General features: G+C 64.6%; 14 protein-coding genes. 12 read left to right on the top strand and 2 right to left on the bottom strand.

Annotation, left to right across the window (positions count from 1 at the left end):
- Positions 1 to 23: 23 nt before the first annotated feature.
- The 12 genes from llg_RS02520 (at position 24) to llg_RS02465 (ending at position 15,894) form a co-directional block, all read left to right on the top strand.
- Positions 24 to 788 carry a cytochrome c gene (locus llg_RS02520; protein ID WP_338287973.1) on the top strand — a complete coding sequence of 255 codons (765 nt, stop codon included), beginning with the start codon at positions 24 to 26 and terminating at the stop codon, positions 786 to 788.
- 34 nt (positions 789 to 822) lie between these two features.
- Positions 823 to 2,319 carry a cbb3-type cytochrome c oxidase subunit I gene (locus llg_RS02515; protein ID WP_338287972.1) on the top strand — a complete coding sequence of 499 codons (1,497 nt, stop codon included), beginning with the start codon at positions 823 to 825 and terminating at the stop codon, positions 2,317 to 2,319.
- Between the two features lie 47 nt (positions 2,320 to 2,366).
- A complete protein-coding gene (locus tag llg_RS02510; RefSeq protein WP_338287971.1) occupies positions 2,367 to 3,074 on the top strand; it encodes a cbb3-type cytochrome c oxidase subunit II in 708 nt (235 codons plus the stop codon).
- A gap of 37 nt (positions 3,075 to 3,111) precedes the next feature.
- Entirely contained in the window at positions 3,112 to 3,882 is a 771-nt protein-coding gene (locus llg_RS02505) for a cytochrome c (RefSeq protein WP_338287970.1), read from the top strand.
- Between the two features lie 27 nt (positions 3,883 to 3,909).
- Positions 3,910 to 5,790 carry a cbb3-type cytochrome c oxidase subunit I gene (locus llg_RS02500; protein ID WP_338287969.1) on the top strand — a complete coding sequence of 627 codons (1,881 nt, stop codon included), beginning with the start codon at positions 3,910 to 3,912 and terminating at the stop codon, positions 5,788 to 5,790.
- 39 nt (positions 5,791 to 5,829) lie between these two features.
- Complete coding sequence (locus llg_RS02495) at positions 5,830 to 7,488, top strand: cytochrome c oxidase subunit 3 (protein WP_338287968.1); 1,659 nt, start codon at positions 5,830 to 5,832, stop codon at positions 7,486 to 7,488.
- 45 nt (positions 7,489 to 7,533) lie between these two features.
- Complete coding sequence (locus llg_RS02490) at positions 7,534 to 7,899, top strand: cytochrome C oxidase subunit IV family protein (RefSeq protein ID WP_338287967.1); 366 nt, start codon at positions 7,534 to 7,536, stop codon at positions 7,897 to 7,899.
- A gap of 45 nt (positions 7,900 to 7,944) precedes the next feature.
- On the top strand, positions 7,945 to 8,145 hold the full coding sequence (locus tag llg_RS02485; protein WP_338287966.1) for a hypothetical protein: 201 nt from the start codon (positions 7,945 to 7,947) through the stop codon (positions 8,143 to 8,145).
- A 25-nt stretch (positions 8,146 to 8,170) separates the two neighbouring features.
- A complete protein-coding gene (locus llg_RS02480; protein ID WP_338287965.1) occupies positions 8,171 to 8,380 on the top strand; it encodes a hypothetical protein in 210 nt (69 codons plus the stop codon).
- 34 nt (positions 8,381 to 8,414) lie between these two features.
- A complete protein-coding gene (locus tag llg_RS02475; RefSeq protein WP_338287963.1) occupies positions 8,415 to 9,203 on the top strand; it encodes a cytochrome c oxidase subunit II in 789 nt (262 codons plus the stop codon).
- 93 nt (positions 9,204 to 9,296) lie between these two features.
- Entirely contained in the window at positions 9,297 to 9,611 is a 315-nt protein-coding gene (locus llg_RS02470) for a DUF3820 family protein (protein WP_338287962.1), read from the top strand.
- Between the two features lie 97 nt (positions 9,612 to 9,708).
- Positions 9,709 to 15,894: an MG2 domain-containing protein gene (locus llg_RS02465; protein WP_338287961.1), complete on the top strand. Its 6,186-nt coding sequence runs from the start codon at positions 9,709 to 9,711 to the stop codon at positions 15,892 to 15,894.
- 15 nt (positions 15,895 to 15,909) lie between these two features.
- On the opposite strand, the gene llg_RS02460 is transcribed toward llg_RS02465, so the two are convergent.
- Positions 15,910 to 18,483, bottom strand: a complete 2,574-nt coding sequence (locus llg_RS02460) for a glycosyltransferase family 4 protein (RefSeq protein WP_338287960.1) — start codon at positions 18,481 to 18,483, stop codon at positions 15,910 to 15,912.
- Between the two features lie 5 nt (positions 18,484 to 18,488).
- Positions 18,489 to 19,466, bottom strand: a complete 978-nt coding sequence (locus llg_RS02455) for a D-2-hydroxyacid dehydrogenase (protein WP_338287959.1) — start codon at positions 19,464 to 19,466, stop codon at positions 18,489 to 18,491.
- Position 19,467 lies beyond the last annotated feature (1 nt).

The raw sequence follows: 19,467 nt of genomic DNA, 5'->3' as shown, positions 1-19,467 counted from the left end.
GAATTTCCAGCTCACCTCCTCACATGTCTTACAACCGCGACAATCCACTCGCCCGGTTCTCCGCCTTGGTCTGGGGCAGCATCACGTTCGTGCTGTTCCTGGTCCTCCTCGGCGTGATCTATATCTTCAAGCACGAGGATCCGGCCACCCTCGAGGACGCTGCCGCCGCCAAGCGCTACGATACGAAGGGCAAGATCTTCGCCGCCCAGGACGCGGCCCTTGGCTACAAGGAGATCGAGGCAGGCAAGAAGGTCCAGGTGCCGCCGCACGACGTCTTTGAATACGTGGGCAAGAACCTCGCTGCCGCGAAGCCTGCGGCGACCACGACCCCGGTTCCGGGTAAGGTAAAGCCAGGTGCTCCGGCGGTGAATCTTGAAGAGATCAACAAGATGGTGAAGGACGGTGATCCGATCGATCCGGCGGTCCTCGCGGCTGGCAAGGCCCAGTACATGCTCTGCGCGGCCTGCCACGGCCAGAACGGCGAAGGCGGCCCGGCCGGTCCGGCTCACGCCGGTTCCGAATGGGTGACCGGTCCGGTCTCCAACCTGATCCTGATCCAGCTCCGCGGCCTGCAGGGCCCGATCACCGTGAAGGGCCAGCCGTTCACGACGATCCCGATGATGTCGGCCCAGAACTTCCAGACCGACGAGCAGATCGCCGCGGTTCTGACCTACCTCCGCAACAGCTTCGGCAACAAGGCGTCCGCCGTGTCGCCCGAGCAGGTCAAGGCCCTGCGTGGCGAAGTCGGCAAGCCGCCGCTCACCGAGGCCGAGTTGATCAAGCCCTGACGTTTTCCCGCTGAGAACTCCCACTTTCCCCGCGATGTCCCAAGACACTCCCAACACCCCGGACAAGGACGCCTTCCTGCGCGCGTCGATCGACCGTTCGCTGCGCCATCCGGTGATGTTCTTCTTCACCAGCGCCGCCGCGTGGCTCGCCGTTTCGATCCTGCTCGGGATCATTTCCTCGGCGAAGACCCACAGCCCGGGTTTCCTGTCCTGCGCGAGCTGGCTGACCTACGGCCGTGTGTTCCCGGCCCACGTCAACACCCTCGTCTATGGCTGGGGGGCGCAGGCCGCCTTCGGCACGATGATCTGGCTGATGTCCCGCCTTTCCCGCCAGGAGTGCCGCGCCGCCGGGATCATCCTGACCGCCGGCCACGTCTGGAACTTCACGGTGCTTTGCGGCACGGTGGGCATCCTCGCCGGTTTCGGCAGCGGCATGCCGTGGATGGAGTTCCCGGCCTTCGCCTGGCCGGTGCTGTTCGTCAGCTATTCGGCGATCGCAATCTGGTCGCTGGTCCAGTTCAAGGTCCGCCCGGAAGGCCACACCTACGTTTCGCAGTGGTTCGTGCTCGGCGCGATGATCTGGTTCCCGTGGATCTTCCTCACCGCGAACGTGATCCTTCACTGCCTGCCGGGCAACCCGGTGATGGCGGCCGGCATCAATGCCTGGTATCGCTCCGCGCTGTTGCTGCTGTTCTTCCTCCCGGTCGGCATCGGTGCCGCTTATTACCTCGTTCCGAAGGTCACCGGCCGTCCGGTGATGAGCTACACGCTCGCCAAGATCGGTTTCTGGTCGCTCGCCGTGATCGCCCCGTGGGCGGGCATGCAGAAGCTCACCGGCGCTCCGATCCCTTACTTCCTGCCGTATCTCGGTGCCACCGCCACGATCCTGTGCGCGATTCCGGCTTTCGCCGCGGCCTTCAACCTGATCTCCACCGCGGCCCGTGCCGGTGACACGTTCATCCACAGCCCGAGCCTCCGCTTCACCGTCGGCGGTCTGATCGGCCTGTTCCTGTTCGGCATCGCCTGCGTGTTCCTGAACCTCAGCTCGGTGCAGTCGGTGGCGCAGTTCTCTCTTTCCGGCTACGGTTTCGACCTGCTCGGCCTCTACGGATTCTTCAGCTTCGTGATGTTCGGCGCGATCTACTTCATCGTGCCGCGCGTGACCCGCCGCGAGTGGTTGTCCCGCCGCCTGATCAAGACGCACTTCGTGCTCTCGTCCTACGGTCTGGCGATCATTGTGCTGGTCGCGCTGTTCGGCGGCTACGAGCAGGGCCTCGGCCAGGAGGAGTTCCGCAGCCCGTGGCAGTTCGTGTCCCAGCGCGCGTTCCCTTACGCTATCTTCACCACGGCGGCTTGGATCGCGATCCTGCTCTCGAACATCTTCTTCTTCTTCCACCTCACCCTGATGTGGCTCCGCCTCGGCCGCCGCTCGTCGCACCCGACGCTGCTGATCGACGGGCACCACGGCAGCCCGCACGGCCCGGAGGGTGACATCGACAACGCCGGTCCCGGCCACGCCGCCGCCCACTGATCCCTGTTTCGGATTCCCGACCCCGAAGTTCGAAATTCTCCATTTCCATGACCTTCCGCTCATTCGTCCTCGGCCTTTCCGCCAGCTTCGGCTTCGCCTGGCTGTTCGTGGTAGTCGTCCCGTTTTTCAAGATGCGTGATCTCCAGCCGATCTCGTTCAAGGAAGGCGTGGACACGAAAGAAGGCCTCTACTATCCGAAGCGCGCCGGCCGTGTGGCCAACGGTGCCGCGGTCTATGCTGAGAACGGCTGCTACGTCTGCCACACCCAGGTGGTGCGCCCGACTTACGCCGGCAACGATCTCTACCGCGCCGACTGGGGCGGTCTGAAGGACAACGGCGAGGGCATCGACACCCGCCGCGAGACCAACGCCTACGACTTCCAGTATGAGAAGTTCGCCCAGATCGGCCTGACCCGTTTCGGTCCGGACCTTTCGAACCTCGGCCGCCGCGTGGAATCGGTTTACGCGAAGGGTTCCGACCCGGCTGCCTGGCTCTACGCCCACCTCTACAACCCGCAGGCCGCGGTGGACCGCCGCAAGTCCGCCTGCCCGTCGTTCCGCTTCCTCTTCGAGGAGCGCAAGGTGCAGGGTGCGGTTTCGAAAGAAGCGCTGCCGTTCCCGGCATCCAAGGCTGACTCGGAGATCCTGCCGACTCCGGCCGCCAAGGATCTGGTTTCCTACCTGCTCTCGCTCAAGAAGGACGACGTCGTCCCCGCTTCCCTGAACTTCTCGCCGAAGAAGGCGGAGAAGAAGTAACCGCCGGCCGCCCCATCCTCTCCAGCCTATTTCCGACATGTCCGATCCACTTCAGAAGCCCGATCTCGAGGAATCGATCAATGTGACCGAGACCCACGGCCGCATCGCGCGCCAGATCGCCGCGGCCGCCCGCGAGAACAAGCTCGGCGAGAACGGCAACCATCCGATCGCGCCCTGGTTCATCTTCATCCTGGTGCTCGTCGGCCTCGCCGCCGGTGCCGTGTTGAACAACAGCGGCAAGCTGTTCTCCTACGACTCCACCTTCCGCGAAGGCTATGTCCGCGCTCCCGAGCCGGGCGGCGGTGACAGCGGTCCGCTTCCCGTGATTGCCATCAAGGCCTACTCGGCCAAGGGTTCGAAGATCTACTCCGCCAAGTGCAACGGCTGCCACGGTGCCGATGCCAAGGGTGACGGCGCGAACTACCCGTCCCTCTCCGGTTCGGAGTGGGTCAAGGGCCCGACCGAGCGCTTCGCCATGATCGTCCTGAACGGCCTCCACGGCCCGACCAGCACTGGCAAGGCCTACGGCGCGGCCGGCATGCCCCCGCAGGGCGGCGGCATGACCCCCGAGGACCTCGGCTGCCTACTGACCTACCTCCGGAACAACGTCGGCAACTCCGTCGGCGACATCGTCACCGCGGACATGGCCAAGGCCGGCATGGATGCCTCGGCCAAGCGCGCCAAGGCCGGCCAGCAGGTCGACGCCGACGAATTGAACTCCGATCACAAGAAAGACCTTCCGGGCGAAAAGCTCGATCCCAACACGATGGTCGACCCCGTCACCCTCGCCCCGGCTGCGGCCAAGTAAGGAAACCCCGCACCTTTGCCACCACGCATGAGCGCTCACGCCCACACCGACGATCACGCCCATCACGATGATCACCACCACAATCCGGGGTTCATCAGCAAGTACGTCTTCTCGACCGACCACAAGATGATCGGTCTCCAGTATGGCCTCACGGCCATGGCCTTCCTCCTCTTCGGGTTCTACCTGATGATGATGATGCGCTGGAGCATTGCCTTCCCGCACGAGCCCCTGCCAAAGTTCATGGGGATCTTCTTCAGCGACACCTGGAAGGCCCGCTGGCTGCAGGACGGCAAGATCACGGGTGAGACCTACAACATGTTCGGTGCCATGCACGGCACCATCATGGTGTTCCTCGGCATCGTGCCGCTCGGTTTCGGTGCCTTCGGCAACTACGTCACCCCGCTCCAGATCGGCGCGCCGGACATGGCGTTCCCGAAGCTGAACATGGCTTCCTACTGGCTCTATCTCCTCGGTGGCCTGGTGATGTGCGGTTCCTTCTTCATGGAATCCGGCGCGGCCAAGTCCGGCTGGACGAACTACTCGCCGCTTGCCGGTTTCGCGGACGGCCAGATCGTCAACCAGTGGTTGGCGGGCCAGACCCAGTGGCTGGTCGGTCTCGTGCTGCTGATCTCCTCCTCGCTGCTCGGTTCGGTGAACTTCATCACCACGATCATCAACCTGCGCGCCCGCGGCATGACTTGGATGCGCCTGCCGTTCTTCGTCTGGGCGATGCTCGTGACCGGCTTCCTGCTCCTGCTGGCGTTCCCGCCGCTTGAAGCCGCCGGCATCATGCAGCTGATGGACCGTGTGGCCCACTCGTCCTTCTTCATGCCGACCGGTCTCTACACCAAGACCGAAGGCCTCGCCGAGCTCTCCGGTGGCGGTTCGCCGCTGCTGTTCCAGCACCTTTTCTGGTTCCTGGGCCACCCGGAGGTGTACGTGCTCCTTCTTCCGGCCATCGCCTGTGTGGCGGAAATCATCCCGGTCTACACCCGCAAGCCGCTGTGGGGCTACAAGTCCATGGTTTACGGCGTGCTGACGCTTGGCTTCCTGTCCTTCATCGTGTGGGCGCACCACATGTATCTCACGGGCATGGGTGCCGCGGTGTCCACTTGGTTCCAGACCACCACGGTCTTGATCTCGGTGCCGTCGGTGATCCTCCTGACCGCCATGATCATCTCGCTGTGGGGCGGTTCGATTCGCTTCGAGCCGGCGATGATGTGGGCCTGCGCCTTCCTGCCGATGTTCGGTATCGGCGGTCTGACCGGTCTGCCGCTGGCCTTCAACCTGGCTGACCTGCACCTGCACGACACCTACTACGTGATCGGCCACTTCCACTACGTGGTGGCTCCGGGCATCCTGTTCGGTCTCTTCGCCGGTGTGTATCACTGGTATCCGAAGATCACCGGCCGCTACATGAGCCGCAAGCTGGCCCACCTCCACTTCTGGCCGAGCCTGATCTGCATGAACGTCCTGTTCTTCCCGATGCTGGTGCAGGGCATGGCCGGTTTCCACCGCCGCTGGTACAACGGTGGCGACGCCTACCTCGCCAAGGCGAAGGACAGCGTGAACGTCTTCGGCAACACGGTGCATGAGTATATCGATCTCAACATCGTGATGTCCGCCGGCGCCTGGGCCCTCGCCGTCGCGCAAATTCCCTTCATCCTGAACCTTTTCGGCGCGAAGTTCCTCGGCCGCAAGGTCGAGAACGACAACCCGTGGAACGCGACCACCCTCGAGTGGGCGACCCCGACGCCTCCGGGACACGGCAACTTCGAATTCGAGCCGGCGATCTACCGCGGCCCGTATGAATACAACCGTCCGGACCACGACGAGGACTTCCTCCCGCAGTGGACCGAGCCGAAGCGCCCCGATGGCGAACCGGCCAAGAGCCCGGCCCACCACTGATCCGCCGCCCGCCCTCCCACTTCCCACGTTTCACGCGAAATGGAAATTCCCTACGTCGTTACTCCCCGCAAGGACACGGGCCTCATCAACTCGAAGATCGCCATCTGGCTGTTCCTCGCGTCCGAAGTCATGTTGTTCGGCGGTTTCTTCTCCGCCTACGTCTTCCTGCGCATCGGCGCGGACTATCCGTGGCCGGAACGCGCCCTGCCGGTCATCCCGGGTCTGGTGAACACCTTCGTGCTCATCGCCTCCTCGGTGACGGTGGTGTTCGCCTGGGCCTCCCTGAAGCTCCGCCAGTGGGGCAAGTTCCAGGCCTACATGGGCTTCACCATCCTCTGCGCGTGCGTGTTCATGGTGCTCAAGGGCATCGAGTACAACGTGAAGTTCCATCACCAGGCGCTCCGCATGCCGGACGGTGCGGTGATCGAAGGTCACCTTGGCAGCGAACTGAAGCCGGGTGTCGATCCACACGGGAAGATCCAGGAGTCCGATTACCTGCTCGACCACAATGGCAGCAAGATCGAGGAAGACCGCATCTTTGTCGAAACCGCCGGCCTGACCTTCAACACCGTCCGCTTCCACAAGGACTGGGTGAAGGAAATCCTGAAGGAAGCCGAGGAAGAGCACGCCAAGATCACGCTCGCGTCCGAGCTGAAGCTCCAGGCCAAGGGCGGCGAGCAGGTGTTCGCCGCCGGCACGCCGCTCACGATCGACCTTCTTGAGAAGATCGCCGACCTCCACGTCGCGGCCCGCACCAACAATGGTACCGTTCGCGCCGACGCGCTTCGCGCCGAGTGGGCCACCGCCAAGGAAGAGAATCCGCACAAGCGGGGCTGGGAGATGGCCGACAAGGTCAACATCGACCCGGCCAAGATCCAAGGCAAGCTGCTGACCGAGGCCCCAAGCGTGGCCTTCAAGGTCGAGCCGGCCACCAAGCTCGAGTTCAAGCCGCGTGACATCAAGGAAGGCGCGACCCAGAGCCGCCTCCGCGACGACACCACGATCGAGGGCAAGCTCCTCGAAAGCCCGATGGTGTTCCACTACGTGGACGCCGTGGACTTCCGCTACCTCGCCATGAAGGCGAAGGAGAAGGGCCAGGATCCCGCCGTCGCCGTCGAGAAGTCCTGGTTGCTCGCCAACAGCAAGGAGCTCAAGGAAGCTTGGGAATGGCACAAGGGCGAGATCGCCAAGCTCGAGCAGCACCTGAAGGACAAATACGGTTTCGAAAAGGACGAGAAGACCGGCTTGCCGACCACCACGCCGAAGCGCGAGCCCACCTTCACGGAGCGCTACCGCATCGAGTGGAAGGATTTCGCCGCCAAGGCCGCGGGCAAGCCCCGCACCGACCGCGAGGAAATGCCGACCTTCGCAGAGCAGATCAAGGGTCCGGATTACGAGACCCGCGAGCAGAACCACACCTTCCCGCACCTCGAGGTGCCGCGTGAGCAGGTGGCGTTCTCCTCGAAGTTCGCTCCCGCATGGAGCACCTACTACGCGATCTACTTCACGATGACCGGTCTGCACGGCCTTCACGTCATCGGCGGTGCGCTGGTGCTCGCCTACTACCTGTTCTTCGGCAAGAAGATGTATCTCAGCAATCCGGAGTGGCTTGCCAACCGGGTGGAAGTCGGCGGCCTGTTCTGGCACTTCGTCGACCTCGTCTGGATCTTCCTCTTCCCGCTGCTTTACCTGATGTAAGACGGCCACCTCAACCTGTTCCAGAACACCAAGTTTCAGATTCCCATGGCTGACTCTCCCGAAGACATCAAAAAGAAGGTCAAGTCCTACCTGCTGGTCGGCGGCGTGCTGTTCCTTGGCACGTATCTCACTTACAAGGTGGCGACCACCGAGGTGTTGGATATCGGCAAGCACGGCTTCGACACGGCGGACTGCCTGCTCGGCTTCCTGATCGCGACGATCAAGGCCACGCTGGTGGCGGCGATCTTCATGCACCTCAACCACGAGAAGAAGGCGATCTACTGGATCTTCTTCGGCAGCTTCGTCACCGCCGCCTCGCTGGCCGGTCTGACGGCGCTGGCGTACTTCAGCCCGATCCACGACAAGTTCTTCCCCGGAGCCAAAGCCGGCTACGTGGGTCAGCACGACTGATTTTCCCGTTTTGATTCCGGCCATCCGGCCTTACCTTCACCTGCCATGTCCCTTCGAGCCTTCCACATCGTCTTCGTGACCGTCTGCACGCTGCTGTTCGGTTTCCTCGCGGTTTGGGGGCTTTGGGCTTCGGCGGACCGGAGCCCGCTGACGGTGGGATTCGGGGTGGTAGGTTTGGTGGGCCTGATCGGAATGCCGATCTACGGCGTGTGCTTCTACCGCAAGGCGAAGAAGCTCGTCCTCTGAACTGAACCCCATCCATTCCGCTCCCATGTCCCTCATCGCGTGTGCAACCTGCCAGGTCAATATGGCCCAAGGCGGTGGCGATGCCGCCGGTTGGTCGATCTTCTTCCTCCTGGTGGTGATCCTCGCGGTGCTCGGGGGCGTGGTCTTCCTCCTGGCGCGCTTGATCCGCCGGGGGAATGCCGAGCTCGATCCGGAGCTTTGCGACGACTACGTCGCTCCTTCCACCCAGTCCTGATTTTCCCTCAAGCCTTTCGATTCTCCTTTCCAGCATGAGTCCTTCCAAACTTCTCGGCATCCCGGAATGCTTCTCCGCCCACGGCGGCCAGGTCGACCACCTCATCGACGTGGTCCACTGGTTCATGATCGCCCTTTTCGTGGGCTGGACGCTGTTCTTCCTGTTCTGCCTGTTCCGCTTCTGGCACCGCCGCAACGCGAAGGCGTCTTATGAAGGCGTGAAGAACCACATCTCCTCCCACATCGAGGTTGGCGTGGTGATCATCGAGGCAGTCCTTCTCCTCGGCTTCGCGTTCCCGCTCTGGGCGGACCGCGTGGACGACTGGGATCACGTCCGGGAGCAGAACCCGCTGCGCGTCCGCGTCGTCGGCTGGCAGTTCGGCTGGACCTATCACTACGCCGGTGCCGATGGCAAGTTCGGCCGTATCGACCCGCACCTGATCTCCGGCAACAACGAGCTTGGCATCGATTTCAACGACCCGAACGCGGCCGATGACTTCACCAGCCCGATCCTCAAGCTGCCGGTCGACAAGCCGGCGGTGCTGAACGTCACCAGCAAGGATGTGATCCACAACTACTCGCTGATCCCGATGCGCATCCAGCAGGATGCCATCCCGGGCAAGGAGATCCCGATGTGGTTCACCCCGGTCAAGACGCTCGAAACCTACGTCGTTTGCGGCCAGCTCTGCGGCGAAGGCCACGGCAACATGATCGGCTCCATGGAAGTGATGCCGGTGAAGGCCTTCGACAAGTGGTTCGACGGCCAGACCGAATCGGCGCTGAAGGCCCACCAGGCCAGCGCGGCTCCGAAGGCTGAGAAGTAAGACTTCCTTTTCCAAAGCCCGCGGACGAGCGATCGTCCGCGGGCTTTTTGTTTTCATGGCTCGATTGCCCGGCTGCCCACGCTAGAAATGAACATGGACCTGACCGACATCGACCGTGAGGATTTCCGTCGGCTGCTGGCCGAAATCGGCAAGGCACGCATGCCCTACGGGAAATTCGGTCCGAAGGACTATCCACCGGCGGGCGTGCCGGTGATGGATCTGCCGCCGGAATACCTGGCGTGGTTCAAGGAGCGGGGTTTTCCGAAGGGACGGCTCGGTGAGCTGATGGCGATCGTCTACGAGGTGAAGGAAACGGGGATGGACAAGGTGTTCGACCCGGTCCGCGCGCTGAACGGCGGCCGCCACAAGCTGCGCGCGCCGAGGCGCCGGAGCTTCGATTTCGAGTAGGAGCGGGACGCCCCGCGGCTCTCCGGGCGGACGATTGAGAAAAGGTCGCAAATTCTTCCAAGACTTCGGCCGGACCGCTGTCTACTCTGGAGAACTCATGAAAACCTTGTTCTTCAGTCTGACAGGGATGTGGCTTTTTGCATCCGGGGCCTTCGGGCAGGATGTGGCGAAGCTCCGCGCGGAGCGGGATGCGATGGTGGACAAGGGCCGCTGGCGGGACGCGCTGAACCTTTACGAGGAAAAACTCCTGCCGGTGGGGGATGAGAATTCCGGAGCCGATTGGGAAAAGGCGGTGAGTTGCATCCAGCGCCTCAATGATTGGAAGGGCTTCGATCCGCTGATGGAGAAGGCGGTGGAAGCCCACCCGGACGAACCCCATCTGCTGCTGGCGGCGGGGGTGAGCCTGCAGAACGCGCCCCATGGCGGGCGTTTGGTGGCGGGTGAGTTCGAACGCATGCAGGGGTATTACGGAAGTGGTTTCCGGGGCGGGCGCCGCGGGATGCCACAGCCGATCGACGAAGGCGATGGCGCTTCGTCAGGAGAGGTGATCTCCTGCGACTACCGCGACCGGGTGCGGGGATTGCAATTGGTGAAGAAGTCGGTCGATTTGGCGCGGGATGAGAATTTCCGGATCAACGCCTGGACGATGGTGGGCACCCAATTGCGGCGCGGCGGGGAGGCCTGGAAGCTCCAGACGCTCACGCCGATCGACAAGTTGCCGGATTGGGACGACCAGGGGCCTTCCGGTGGCACCGAGGGGGCCGCGTGGGCGGGGGACAAGCCGGTGCTGTATGACGTGCCCGCCACCTGGGACGCGGCGAAAAACGACGGCGAGCGCTGGCGTTTCGCTCTGGCGGAGCAGGCGCGCCTGAAACCGGATCTGGCGGGCTATCTCGCCTATCAGCGCGGCCAGTTCGCGGAGTCGGAGTTCGGAGTGGGCTCGCTAGCGTCCTACGGCTGGTGGCGGACCTACGATCCCGAGAACGCGAAGGGCATCCTGGAGATGGACACGCTGGCGGATGACGAGTGCCTGGCGAAGACGTCCGATGGGGTGCGGCGGTTCAAACTGCCCGCGGACCAGCATTTCATCGCGCTCTATCGCAGTGCTCTTGCCGATCCGTCCTATGGCGAATCGTCGGGAGATGCCTTGGTGCGGGTCTATCTGGACCGCCGCCAGTATGACCGGGCGGAAGCGGTGCTGAGAGAGGTGATTTCCAAGCACGGCCCGGGTTCGGACAAATCCCGTGAGAAGTTGCTCGCGCAGATCATCGGGGCCTGGGGGCGCTTCGAGGCGGCCAAGACCGTGCCCGCGGGCACCAAGCCCAAGTTGCCGGTTGTCTTCCGCAATGGCGGCTCGGTGAAGCTGACGGCGGCCCCGGTGGACATGGAGGCGGTCCTGCGCGACTACAAAGCCTACCTTTCCTCGAATCCCGGTGAACTCGATTGGGAGCGCGCCCAGCCGATGGCCATCGTCCGCCTGCTCTCGCAGGGGAAGGGGAAGCAGTATCTCGGCGAGATCGCCGCGGCTTGGCAGCAGGATCTGGTGGCGCGGGACAAGCACCGCGAAACCCGCGCCGAGATCGAGGTGCCGCTGGACAAGCCGGGCGCGTGGTTCGTCACCGGCACCCTGACGAACGGCAACACCTTCGAGACGCTGGTATGGATCGTCGACACGGTGGTGGTTCAGCACGATCTCGCGGGAGCGAAACAGGTGTGGCTAGCGGATGCGGCCAGTGGCGCGCCGGTTCCCGAGGCCGAGGTCGAGTTCTTCGGTTACCGCGTCGAGTATCTGGACCGGAAGGTGCCGCTGGGGCGGCGCATCAACGTGCTGGTGAAATCCTTCACCCGCACCACCGATGGCGAGGGCAAGATCCTGTTGAAGGCCGGGGATTTCGCCGATCAATACCAGTGGACGATCATGGCCCGGAAGACCGGTCGTGGCACGGCCTTCACCGGCACCGGGAGCTATTACCCGTTCCCGGGAGAAGATTCCGCGAACCGTGACCTCGGCTACGCGGTGACCGATCGTCCGCTCTACAAGGCGGGGGACAAGATCCACGCGAAGTTCTGGCTGCGGCAGGTGGGCTACGGGGACGTGAATGAATCGCGCTGGGCCGGAAAGACCGGCCGTGTGGTGTTCACCAACGGCCGCGGCGAGGAGTCCATCAAGCTGGAGAATTTGAAAACGGATGCGCTCGGCGCGGTCGAGGTGGAGACGGTCCTGCCGAAGGACGCGGTGCTGGGCCAGTGGAACGCGCGCTTCGACATTCCCAATCAGAACGAAGGAAGCGCGACGATCGCCTTCCGGGTCGAGGAATACCGGAAGCCCGAATACGAGGTGAAGGTGGAGGCTCCCGCGGAGCCGGTGAGGCTGGGCGAGAAATTCACCGCCACGGTGAAGGCGAACTATTTCCACGGTGCTCCGGTGCGGAATGCCACCGTCGAGATCACGGTGAACCGCGAGGCGATGACCGAGCGTTGGTTTCCGCTGTGGCGCTGGGACTGGCTGTATGGCAAGGGCGCGTGGTGGTGCGGGGTGGAGGCTCCGTGGCATCCCGGCTGGCGCACGTGGGGATGCATCCCGCCGGCACCGCCTTGGTACCGGGGGAATCGCTGGACTCCGCCGGAGCTGGTCATCAAGCGCACCGTCGCCATCGGCGAGGACGGCACCGCGGTGGTCGAGATCGATACCGCCCCGGCCAAGGAGATCCACGGGGACATGGACGCCCGCTACGTCATCACCGCGAAGGTGACGGACGCCTCCCGCCGCGAGGAAACCGGAAGCGGCGAGGTGGTGGCGGCGCGGAAGCCCTTCGAGATCGTCGTCAGCGCGGACCGCGGTTACACCCGCCCGGGCGAGGATGTGTCCGCCACCATTTCCGCGGCCACGCTCGCGGGCAAGCCGGTGGTGGGGGCGGAGGGCTCGCTGCGCTTGCTGCGCCTGGCATCCGGGGAGAATGGCCGCATCGAGGAAAAGGAGGTCGCCACCTGGCCGGTGAAGACCGATGCGGAGGGGGAGGTCCATCAGAGGTTCCAAGCGCCCGCGCCGGGGCAGTACCGGCTTGCGGCGAAGCTCTCCGTCAATGGCGGGGAGGCATCGGAGGGCGCGATCATCGTCAATGTCCACGGCACGGAGAAACCGGGCGACGACTGGCATTTCGGTGGGCTTGAGTTGGTGACCGACAAGGTGTCCTACCAGGCGAGCGACAAGGTGAGGTTGCGCGTCAACAGCGATCGCAGCAACGCCCATGTGTGGCTGTTCCTCCGTGCCGAACAGGGTGGGGGACGCGAGGCGAAGCGGATCATTCTCGATGGCCGCAGCAGCGAGGTGGAGATCCCGCTTTCCCGCAATGACATGCCGAACATCTTCATCGAGGGAGTGACGGTGCATGGCGCGGACGTTCACACGGCGGTGCGCCAGATCCTGCTGCCGCCGGAGAGCCGGGTGCTGGATGTGACCGTCGAACCGGCCAAACCGAAGGTGAAGCCGCGTGAGAAATCCGCGCTGGCGGTGACCGTCCGGGATGGCGAGGGCAAGCCGTTCCAGGGAACGCTCACGCTGGCGATCTACGACAAGGCGCTGGAGGCGATCACCGGCGGGCCGAACGCGACTCCGATCCGTGAGAATTTCTGGTCGTGGAAGCGGGAGTTCTACGGCGGCCGCACCCAGGACTCGGTGCCGGATTCCCCGGGGAACCTCATCCGTCAGGGCCGGGACTCCATGCAGCGGCTCGGGCGTTTTGGCGACGAGGCGGAAATGAGCAAGGCAAAGGGGCAGGCTTTCGGCGGGAGAATGGAGCGGAGCCGGGGCGGCTTGGGAGCCGAGGCTGCGAGCGGCTTCGCGTTTGACGCGGCACCCGCGCCCATGGCGGCTGCCAAGGCGATGGCCGCGGATTCCGTCGCTGGCGCGGTGGCCGGGGAGGCGGGCGGAGCAGCGGCAGGGCCGGTGATCCTCGTTCGCAAGGACTTCGCCGACCTGTTGAAATGGTCCGGCGAGGTGAAGACGGATGCCGAGGGCAAGGCGGAGATTCCGCTGGAGTTCCCGGACAATCTCACCACCTGGAAGGCCCGCGTGTGGGCGCTCGGATCGGGCACCCGTGTCGGGGAAGGCAGCGGCGAGATCATCACCTCGAAGGAGCTGCTCGTCCGCTTGGAAGCCCCGCGTTTCCTCGTGGAGAAGGACGAGGCGGTGTTCAGCGCGGTGGTTCACAATGACCACGACGCGCCGAAGTCGGTGAAGGTCTCGCTCGAACTGGAAGGCGGCACCACCGAGTGTATCGTCGGTGAAACCAAGACCGTGGAGATCGCCGCGAAGGGCGAGACCCGCGTCGACTGGCGGGTGAAGGCCGTGAAGGAAGGCGAGGCCGTGGTCCGCATGAAGGCCGAGGGCAGCGACGATGGGGACGCGATCGAGAAGACGCTGCCGGTGATCGTGCACGGCATGCTCAGGCAGGACGCGTGGAGCCGGGTGGTCGATCCGGGCAAGGACTCCGCGGTCATCGACTTCGAAGTGCCGGAGAAACGCCGCGTCGATCAGACCAAGCTCACCGTGCGGTTCTCGCCGACGGTGGCCGGAGCAGTCGTCGACGCAATTCCTTATCTCGCGGACTATCCGTATGGCTGCACCGAGCAGACTTTGAACCGTTTCGTGCCCGCGGTCATCGCCCGCAAGATGGTGCAGGATCTGGGCGTCAGCCTCGATGCCGTGCGCGCCAAGCGGAACAACCTCAATCCGCAGGAACTCGGCGATCCGAAAGAGCGCGCGGAGCGCTGGAAGATTTGGCAGCGTAATCCGGTCTTCGATTCCCTGGAGCTGGCGCACATGGAAAAGGCGGGCATCGACCGCCTGATGACGATGCAGAATTCCGATGGCGGCTGGGGCTGGTTTTCCGGCTACCGCGAATCGTCCTACGTCCACACCACGGTGGTGGTGGTGCACGGTCTGCTGGTCGCGAAGGCCAATGGGGCCGATGTGCCGGATGGGATGATCAACCGTGGCATCTCCTGGCTTCAGAATTACGAGAAGAAGGAGATCGCCGCGCTGAAACGCCATGCCGACCGCGTGGCCGCCGAGAAGGCTGGCAAGAAGCCGGGCCCCTCGAAGAAGTATGAGAAGGCCGCCGCGGATGCGACGGATGCCTTCGTCCGGATGGTGCTGGGAGAGGCTGGCAAGGACGCGCCGGAGATGGTGAACTACCTCCATCGCGATCGCCTCGGCCTGCCCGTTTACGGCCAGTGCCTCCTCGGCCTCGAACTGCATCGCAAGAAGGACATCGACCGCCGCGACGAGGTGATGGCCACCATCGCGCAGTTCCTGAAGCGGGACGACGAGAACCAGACGAACTACCTGGAGCTCGGCAACCGGAACTACTGGTGGTTCTGGTATGGCAGCGAGATCGAGGCGCACTCGTGGTATCTGAAGCTGCTCGCCGCGGTGAAACCGAAGGCCGCCGAGACCCGCGGTCTGGTCAAATACCTTGTCAACAACCGCAAGCACGCGACCTACTGGAACTCGACGCGCGACACCGCCTATGCCATCGAGGCCATTGCCGCCTACATCAAGGCCAGCGGCGAACTCGCGCCGAAGATGGAGGTCGAGGTGCTGCTCGACGGCAAGGTGTTGCGCCAGGTTTCCATCGATGCGGAGAATCTGTTCTCGTTCGATGGCACCGTGACGGTTGATGCCGCGGGGCTGGCGGCGGGCAAGCACCAGATCGAACTCCGCCGGAAGGGGGAAGGCGCGCTGTATGCGAATGCCTACCTTGAGGTGTTCTCGCTGGAGGATTTCCTCCGCAAGGCGGGCCTGGAGGTGAAGGTGGAGCGCCATGTCTTCCGCCTCATCCCGGAGCAGAACGACACCGCGGTGCCGGACAAGACCGGGCTGGTGGTGAACCAGAAGGTGGAGAAATTCCGCCGCGAGGAACTCAAGGATGGCGACAGCCTCGCCAGCGGCGAGCGGATCGAGGTGGAGCTCGTGCTGGAGAGCAAGAACGACTACGAGTATCTGATTTTCTCGGACGCGAAGGCGGCGGGCTTTGAAGCCACCGAGGATCTCAGTGGCTACGTGGGCGGCGCGCTTTCGGCTTACATGGAACCGCGGGACAAGACGGTGGACTTCTTCCTCCGTTCGCTGCCACGCGGCACCAGCCAGCTCCGTTACCAGCTCCGCGCCGAAGCCCCCGGCAAGTATCATGCGCTGCCCGCCGTGGCGGAGGCGATGTATGCACCGGAGCTGCGCGCGAACTCGGACGAGATTCGCCTGGAAGTGGTCGAGAAGAAATGAGGCGCGGGCTGGCGGTCAGCCCGTGAGCACCGCCAGCCAGTTCACCACCATGCGATCGAGGCTGAAGTGTGCTTCCATGTGGCGGCGGCCATTGGTCGCGAGGCGCGCACGTTCGTTCGGAGCGTGCGCGAGATTGACCATCGCCTTCGCCAGCGCGGCCGGGTCGTAGGGTGGAACGAGGCGGCCGGTTTCACCATCGATCACCTGCTCGGAGGCGCCGCCGATGTCGGTGGCGATGACCGACAGGCCGGAGGCGAGGGCCTCGAGCGAGGCGTTCGGGCAGCCGGCGGGATTCGAGATCATCACGAAGATGTCGAGCTTGGCATGGAACGTGGAGATGTCGCGGAGATCGCCGAGCCACTCGATCGGGAGATCTGCGGATCGGGTCCGTAGTTCCGCCGCGTGTTCCTCGCTTCCGGTTTCCACTCCGCCGGCGATTCGCAACACACAGGGAGGTAGCTCCGGCAGGGCGTCGCGGAAGGCGTCGATCAGATCGCCGAGTCGCTTCTGCGGGCTGATGCGCGCGGCCGTGCCGAAAACGAGCACGGGTCCGGGTTCGCGTCGGGGAACCACGGCATGCAGCGGGATGCCATTGGGCACCACCTTCACCGGCACGCCGAGCGCGGTGGCCCGAGGCGATTCGGCGTGATACTTCACGACCATGGTGTCGAGCACGCGGCCGTAATCGGTGGGTTCGCACACCGGCAATGAAGGGGGGCGTTGCAGTAGCCAGCGGTCGAGGGAATCGAAGAACATCTCGCCGGGGCTGACGTCGACGACGCGCGCGAAGGGCAAGCCTTCGGCAATCAGGAACTTCGAGGCGGTAATGGCATTCCAGAACGTGACCGTGCGCGGCGGATCGGCGGCCATTTCCGCGAGGATCCGGTCGGCGGAGTCGACGGCTTCGATCTGTCCGAATGGCGGTGGCACGAACACGTTGATGCCTTCGGCAGTGAGCGCTTCGCGGCCGGGCGTCGGGTGATCGGGATACTCCTGAAGGAGGGCGAGCCGCACGCGATGGCCGCGGTGATGGAGTTCCATCATCAGGCGGCGCAGCGAGGATTGGGCACCGCCGGTGGAAAGGTTGTTGGCGACGAACCAGAGTGTTTCGCCCGGTTGATCCGGTCGGCAGGCGACCTGTCGCAGCAGCCGGGCGGTGCGGGCGGCCATGCGGTCGGTGCTGAAATCGCGGAAGACCTTGTCGCGGGCGGATGGCGGTGGATCGAGTAACACCGGCACCAGTGCGGCGGCGAATTCCTCCGGAGTGGCCTCCGGTGCAACGAGGCGCATCGCCGGACAGCGGGCCGCGATTTCCGGCGTGCCGCCCACGGCGGTGGCCACCACCGGAAGGCCTGCGGAAAGCGCTTCCAGATGCGCGAGGCTCAGGCCTTCGTGGGCGCTGTAGGAGACGAACGCGTGGGCCTCCGCGAGCACCTCGGGCACCGGGCGTGCGCCGCCGGTGAACTCGAGCGGGATGCCATGCAACCGGGCCTGCCGTTCGAGGTCCTTCAGGCACGCGATCGCATTCGGATGCTCCTCGGGGGCTTCCCCGGCGACGATGAGTTTCAGGTTCCCGGAATGCCCGTGGCGTTTCAACGCCGTGCGCGTGGCTGCCAGCAGTGCGGGCAGGCGGTCTAGGCGTTTCTGGGGACGCGGATTCGCGACGGCCACCAACGTGAATATCTCCGTAGCCGGGCGGGAGGATTCCAACAATGGCTCGATGCCATTCCAGACCGTCCTCACCGGGATCTCCGGCAGGCGGTAGCGGGATTCCTCCGCCACGGCATTCGAGCAGGCGATGAACAACGAGGCATCGCCTTTCCGCAGGGTCTCCCAGCCTTCCGGCCAACCGCGGGCGGTGTTGTGCAGCGTCACCGCGGTGGGCAGGCCGACTGCCGATAGCGCACGCGTGTCTTCGGTGCTGGTGAGATGGAGATGGAGGACATCGATGCCGTGTCCGAGCGCGAGTTGCTTCACCGCGTCTCCGCGACCGGCGCGCGGGACGCGGGAAAGATCGATGAAGGGAGGCGCGTCCTCCAACGATCGGCGGAGCGGGCTGCCAAGTACGGCGAGTATCGTATCAAGGCCGTGGCCGGGGAGGTGCCGCGCCAGGTCCGCGGCGATCTTCTCGGCCCCGCCATGCTGGAGGCTGGTCACGATCTCCAGCACCCGCGGCGAGGTGGCGCTGGCGAAATCGAGCGCGGGGAAATGCACCAGCCGGGTTCCCGCGGGCAGCGGCTTTCCTTCCACCCGTGCGATGGCGGAGGCGGGCGCCGGGTGCCATTCGCATGTGGCGGGTGGCAGGTCGGTGGTGGTCTGGATGTTCCCGCCGTGCCGGGCTTGCAGGTCATGCCAAGGGTGATCCTTCGCATTGAACGGCGGCAGGCCGAAGAGCACCGGCGCGTTGTCCGGTGGCGGCTGGAACCACTCTGGATGCCTCAGCCAGGTCCCGGCCCGGATCAGGAGGACGGGGCCTTCCTCTGGCGCGGTCGTATGGATCTCACGGACCCCTGCGGCGTGCAGGCTGCGGGTGGTGCGTGCGGCCAACCACGGCCGACGCGGATCGGCATCGAACATCCAGGCGCGCATGCCGGTTATCCGATCACCCGGTTGACGAGCGTTTCCCCGCCGAGATGGCGGCGGAAGTTCCGCAGGAAATGAGCGATCAACACCTGCGTCTCGCCGCTCTGTCCACCGGCGACGTGCGGGGTGATGTGGCAGTTCGGGAGCCCGAGCAAACGATGCCCCTCGGGCAGTGGTTCGGGATCGGTGACGTCGAGCCAGGCGGCGGCAAGGGGACCATTTTCCAAGGTGTCCGCCAGCGCGTCCTGATCGACGGTGGTGCCGCGGCCGATGTTGTAGAACACGCTGCCCGGTTTCATCGCGGAGAAGATCGCGGGGTTGAAATAGCCGCGCGATTCCGCGTTGTCCGGCAGGATGTTGATCACGTGGTCGGCGGTGGCGAGTGCCTCCGTGGCCCGGTCCGGCGTGACGACACGGATGCCTTCGTCACCGCGGGGCGAGCGGCGGATGGCGGTGATCTCCACGCCGAAGGGCTCGAGCATGCCGACGAGGCGTTCGGCGATCGCACCATAGCCGTGGATGAGCACGGATTGACCGAGCAACAGGCGGCTGCTTTCGCGCAGCGCGGTCCAGGCGAGGTCGCTGTTCGCGCAGCGGGTGGCGAGCGAGCACGGTAATTGCCGGGCCTGGGCGAGCATGAAGGCGAAGACGTGTTCGGCGCAGGCTTGGTCGTAGACGTGCGAGCTGTTCGTCACGATCAGGCCGCGTGCGGTGGCGGTCGAGCGGAACTCCGGCGTGTCATAGCGGGTGAAGCCGGCGGAGCTGACTTGCAGCCATTTCAACCGCGGGGCCGCGAGCACGCTGGCGACGTCCGGTTGGCCGAAGGCGATGTCCGCCTCCGCGATGAGGGGATCGGACGCCTGCTCGACCAGCACGGAGGCCGCGCGCTTTGCCGGGATCAATAGCTCATGCGGGGCGATCTCCTGGCGCAGCCAATCGAAGAGAGCGGGCGATGCCTGGATGTCGGTGAAAACCTTGAGGACGGACATG

This window comes from Luteolibacter sp. LG18 (assembly GCF_036322585.1).
Classification (GTDB): Bacteria; Verrucomicrobiota; Verrucomicrobiia; order Verrucomicrobiales; family Akkermansiaceae; genus Luteolibacter.
The sequence above is the reverse complement of the archived record's forward strand: the minus strand, read 5'-3'. Positions and strand labels throughout refer to the sequence as shown.